The sequence below is a fragment of the Gryllotalpicola sp. CP2-P1 genome (genome assembly GCF_057512245.1).
Window position 1 is genome coordinate 1 of the sequence record NZ_JBLRDT010000168.1, and the last position, 5,267, is coordinate 5,267.

Consider the following 5,267-nt stretch of genomic DNA (forward strand, 5'->3'; position numbering starts at 1 on the left):
TCGCGAACTTCTCGGTGACGAGGCGCTCTGCCGCGGCGTACTCGGCGGGGGTGATGTCGCCGGGGGTCGCTCGATACATCGAGGCGAACTGCTGCTTCATGCGGTCGATGATCTCGGCCCGCGGCAGACCCGTCTGCGAGCGCAGCGGGTCGACGCGCTTCGCCGCCGAGGCGATGCCCTTGTCGCTGATCTTCTCGCGGCCGATGCGCAGCACCTCGGTCATCTTCTGACCGTCCATGTCGTAGCTCATCGTGACGTGGTGCAGCACGGCGCCCGAGCCGAGGCGCTTCTGCGCAGCACCGCCGATCTTGCCCTTGGGGCTCGTGATGTCGTTGAGGGGCACGTACGAGGCGTCGATGCCCATGCCCTGCAGCGCGAGGATCGCCCACTCGTCGAGGTAGGCGTAGCTGTCGGCGAAGGTCATGCCCTGCACGAGGTCGACCGGCACGTACAGCGAGTAGGTGACGACCGAGCCCTTCTCCATCATCATCGCGCCGCCGCCCGTGATGCGGCGCACGACGTCGAAGCCGTACTTCGCGGCGCCCTCGGGGTCGACCTCGTTCTTCACCGACTGGAACGAGCCGATGACGACCGCGTTCTCCTCCCACTCCCAGAACCGCAGCGTCGGCTTGCGCGCGCCCGAGGCGACGGCGGCCGTGAGCACCTCATCGAGGGCGAGGTGGGTCACGGGGCTGACGGCGGGGGCGTGCACGATCTCCCACTGGTAGTCGTTCCAGGTGGTCGCGTTGGCGAGGCTGCGGCGGATAGCGACCCCGACCGACTCGGGGGTGAAGCCGAGCAGCACCGCCCCCTCCGGAAGGGCGCGGCGCACGGCATCCGCGATCGCCCGCGTATCGGTTTCGACGGGCAGACCGTTCACGGCGGCGTCGATCGCGTCGAGCGCGTCGTCGGGCTCGAGGAAGAAGTCGCCGGCGAGGTGGAAGTTCGTGATGCGGCCGTCTTCCGCCTCGAGGTCGACGACGACCAGCTTTCCCCCGGGGACCTTGTATTCGCCGTGCATGCTCCCACCCTAAGCAGGAGCATGCACGGCGAGGCGCACCGCGCCCCTCAGGGAAGCAGGGCCGGGCTCGCGTGCGCGATCAGATCGAGAGCCTGCTGCGGGAACCAGTCGCCGGCGGCGGGGTCCGCGAGGCCCCAGAGGGGGTCGAAGAGGGCCTGGCTCGCGGCATCCGTCGGCCAACCTGGCTGCGAGTACACGCTGTAGTCCCATGCGCGGGCGCCGCCCGCGGCATCGCACTGCCCGTCGGACTCGCCGGGCGTCTTCACCCAGAGGTACGCGTCGACGAGCGGCCTTCCCGTCTTCGTGGTCGGCGTCAGGCCGAGCCCAGCACCGGGCGGGTTGCACCAGTTGCTCGCGCGCAGGGTCGCGATCGTGGCGGCGCTCTGGTTGTACGGGGCCGCCGCATACCGGCTCATGTCGTTCGGGCCCGCTCCGTTGCGGCTCGTGTCGATCACGACGTGCGCCGTCGGCGTCGCGCCGGCCGCGGCGAGCTTGGCGGCGTACTGCTGGTCGATCCAGGCGGTGTTCGCCGCCGGGTCGGCCGCGGTCTGGGACCACTGCTTGTTGGTGTCCAGCGCGCCCGTGCCGTTCCAGTACTGGTTGGGGCAGTCGGCGCCCGGGTCGGCGTCGCCCGCGTTAACGAGGGCGATGCACTCGGAGATCCAGGTGCCGATCTCGGCCGAGTTGGCCGTCCACTGGTAGTTCGACACGTTCGTGAAGAAGCCCTGGGCGCGGTTCACCCCCGCTTTGATGAGGCGGGGTGCGAGGTCGCCGGGCGTCAGCCACGCGGCATTCGTCCCGTCGAGGTAGACGCTCGTGTTCGGCTTCGCCTCGAGCGCATCGACCGCGTAGCCCAGCTGCGTGTAGCGGGCGTCGTCGGCGCCGGGGGTCGTGACACCGCAGTTGGTGTTGGGCAGCAGCCCGAGCCCGTCGGGCTCGACGAGGACCGCGGCCTTCGCATTGCCGATGCCGGCCGCGACGCCGTCGATCCACGCCTCGTAGTCGGCCGTGGTCTGAGCGCCGCCCGCAGAGTACGACCCGCAGTCGCGCCCGGGGATGTTGTAGACGACGAAGACCGGCACGGCCTTCTCGACCGTCGCCGCGGCGACGTTCTGCTGCACGGTCTTGCGCACCTCGGCCGGCGTGCCGCTCGTGAGCCAGACGGCCTGCGGCGTGGCCAGCAGCTTGGCGAGCGCGACGGCGTCCTTCGTGTCGTGGTTCTTCGCGAGCTGGAGCGCCTGCTTCACGCCGTCGGCGCTGGGCGACTTCACGTAGAGCCGCGACTGGCCGAGCGCGTGACTGGACTTCTGCGGCGCGGCGGGCCCGTGCGGGGTTGCGGCGACCGCCGGTGCGGCCGCGGCGCCCGCCACCGCAAGGGCCGCGGCGGCGACGGCCGCTCCGAAGGCGACCTTCAGCCTGGTTGATCTGAGCATGGATTCTCCTCATTGAGACGTCCGTTGACGCCCCCGTTCGGGGGCAGCTCCGACATTCCCGGGCTGAACTGGTTAAGTCAAGCGACCGGTCTCCATTCGGCTGCGCCGAGTCGACCCGCGCGGGCGGCTGCGCCGAGTCGACCCGCGCGCCCGCGTGCGCCGAGTCGACCCGCGCATGTGATCAGGCGAAGCGCGCGTCGAGCCAGCCCACGAGGTCGGCGAGCACCTCGTCCTTGTTGAGCTCGTTGAAGACCTCGTGGCGGGCATCCGCATAGATGTGCACCGTCACGTCGCTCAGCCCGCTGCGCCTGCGATACGCGTTCGCGAGCTTCACCACCGACTTCTCGCCGCCGAGCGAGTCGTCCGAGCCGATCTGGATCAGCAGCGGAATGTCGCGCTCGAGACTGCGGCTGGGCCGCCCGAGCAGCCGCAGCGCGTCGACGAAGCCGAACTTCGCGAGCGGCTCCGCCGAGAAGTTGAGCGGGTCCTCGCCGAAGGCGGTCTGGATCGCCACATCGCGCGACAGCCACTCGTGCCCGGTCGTGCCGAGGTGCCGATGGCGCCCGTTCAGGTTGCCCGAGCGCATGGAGCCGAGCATGCGGTAGGCGGTGCCCGTCAGCACCACGGCGTCGTAGTCGGCCGCGTGATCGTTGATGAGGCGCTGCGCCATGAGCGAGCCCCAGCTGTGCCCGAGCAGGATCACGGGCGACTCAGGATGCCTGCCCCTGACGATCCTGCCGAGCTGACGCAGATCGCCGATCGTCGCCCGCAGACCACCCGGGCCGAGGCGGCCGAGCTGGGTGGCGTCCCCGCCCCACTGCGCGAGGCCGGTCTGCCCGTGGCCGCGGTGGTCGTCGGCGAACACGGCATAGCCCGCGTCGTTCAGCGCCCGTGCGACGTGCGCGTAGCGCCCCGCGTGCTCGCCGATGCCGTGCGCGAGCTGGACGACCCCTCGCGGTTTCCGTCCGTCGGGCAGCGGGAACTCGTAGTACGTGACCACGACCCCGTAGTCGTCCGTGAAGGTGTGCGTCAGGGCGCTCGTCGGCGGCATGACGACATCATGCCGAACTCGTTCCCGTTCCGGACGCCTGCACCCGGGGCGGCGGGCGCAGGCGTCCGGAACGGGAACAAGTTCGGTGGTTGCGGATAGATAATTAGCATTGCTAAGGAGTAGGCTCGAGGCATGCCCCACCCGGAAGAGCTCGACCTCGATGCGCTGCTGCGCATCGCCGTGGGGCGCCTCAACCGCCGCATCCGCGCCGAGAAGGCGAGCGACGACCTCTCCGACGGCCAGTTCAGCGTGCTCGCGCTGCTTTTCCGCGAGGGCCCGCACACCGTCGGGCAGCTCGCCGAGGCCGAGCGGGTCACCCCGCCCTCGATGAACCGGCGGGTGAACGCCCTCGAGGCGGGCGGCTACGTTACGCGCGAGGGCTCCCCCGACGACGGGCGCAAGGTCGTCGTGCGCGTGACGGCCGAGGGCGAGGCGTTCGTCACCGAGACGCGGCGCCGCCGCGAGCAGTGGCTCGCGAAGCGCACGCGCGAGCTCACCGCCGCGCAGCGAGAGACGCTGCGCCAGGCATCCGTCATCATGCGCGACCTCGCCGATCGCTAGAACCGCTGGAAACCCCGAAAGCCCCACGATTTGAACAACCTCTTCCGGTCCCTCGCCGGCGTCAACTACCGCATCTGGTTCCTCGGCGCGATCGTCTCGAACGTCGGAACGTGGATGCAGCGCACCGCGCAGGACTGGATCGTCCTCACCGAGCTGACCCACAACAACGCCACCGCCGTGGGCGTGACGATGGCGCTGCAGTTCGGCCCGCAGCTCGTGCTGCTGCCGGTCACCGGCTGGGCCGCCGACCGCTTCGACCGCCGCAAGCTGCTGATGTGCACCCAGGGCGCGATGGGCCTGCTCGGCGCGGGACTCGGCATCATGACGGTCACGGGCGTGGTGCAGCTGTGGCACGTGTACGTGTTCGCGCTGCTGCTCGGCGTGGCCGCCGCCTTCGACTCGCCCGCGCGCCAGACCTTCGTCGGCGAGCTCGTCGACGCCCGCAACCTCTCGAACGCCGTGGCGCTCAACTCGGCGTCGTTCAACGCGGCCCGCACCATCGGCCCCGCGGTGGCGGGCCTCATGACCGCGGCCGTCGGCGCCGGGTGGGTGTTCCTCATCAACGCGGTCACCTTCGCCGCGGTGCTCATCTCGCTGCAGCTCATGAAGAAGGACCAGCTCAACCCCCAGCTGCGCTCGTCGCGCCGCGGGGGCCTCGTCGACGGGTTCCGCTACGTGCGGCGGCGCCCCGACATCATGGTGATCCTCGTGATGGTGTTCCTCATCGGCACCTTCGGGCTGAACTTCCCGATCTACACCTCGACGATGGCGTCGACCGTGTTCGGCAAGGGCGCGGGAGAGTTCGGCGTGCTGTCGTCGATCATGGCGGTCGGCTCGGTGGCCGGCGCGCTGCTCTCGGCGCGGCGTGAGAAGCCGAGGATCTCGTTGCTCTTCGTGGGCGCGCTGCTGTTCGGCGTGGGATGCCTCATCGCCGCCGTCATGCCCACGTATTGGCTCTTCGGCGCGGCGCTCGCGCTGATCGGCCTGTTCTCGCAGACGCTCATGACGACCGCGAACGGCACCGTGCAGCTCGCGACCGACCCGGCCGTGCGCGGCCGCGTGATGGCGATCTACATGGCGATCTTCATGGGCGGCACGCCCATCGGCGCACCGATCGTCGGCTGGGTCGCCGACGTGCTCGGGCCGCGCTGGGGGCTCGGGGTGGGCGCCGCCTCGGGCATCGTGGCCGGTGCCGTCGGCG

Annotated in this window: 5 protein-coding genes; 2 read left to right on the top strand and 3 right to left on the bottom strand. The window is 70.5% G+C overall.

The features are described from left to right. From lplAB to ACM2XV_RS11780, 3 genes are all read right to left on the bottom strand, one after another. The coding region (lplAB, locus tag ACM2XV_RS11770; protein WP_487027053.1) for a lipoate-protein ligase LplAB at window positions 1-1,021 on the bottom strand (1,021 nt) is incomplete at its 3' end. A gap of 47 nt (window positions 1,022-1,068) precedes the next feature. After that, on the bottom strand, window positions 1,069-2,454 hold the full coding sequence (locus tag ACM2XV_RS11775) for a glycoside hydrolase family 6 protein (RefSeq protein ID WP_487027054.1): 1,386 nt from the start codon (window positions 2,452-2,454) through the stop codon (window positions 1,069-1,071). A 181-nt stretch (window positions 2,455-2,635) separates the two neighbouring features. After that, on the bottom strand, window positions 2,636-3,505 hold the full coding sequence (locus tag ACM2XV_RS11780; RefSeq protein WP_487027055.1) for an alpha/beta fold hydrolase: 870 nt from the start codon (window positions 3,503-3,505) through the stop codon (window positions 2,636-2,638). A 132-nt stretch (window positions 3,506-3,637) separates the two neighbouring features. On the opposite strand from ACM2XV_RS11780, the gene ACM2XV_RS11785 reads away from it, so the two are divergent. Together ACM2XV_RS11785 and ACM2XV_RS11790 are read left to right on the top strand one after the other, a co-directional pair. Then, window positions 3,638-4,066, top strand: coding sequence for a MarR family winged helix-turn-helix transcriptional regulator (locus ACM2XV_RS11785; RefSeq protein WP_344772860.1), 429 nt, complete (start codon window positions 3,638-3,640; stop codon window positions 4,064-4,066). 30 nt (window positions 4,067-4,096) lie between these two features. Then, window positions 4,097-5,267, top strand: a 1,171-nt coding sequence (locus ACM2XV_RS11790; RefSeq protein ID WP_487027056.1) for an MFS transporter, incomplete at its 3' end; no start/stop codon positions are given.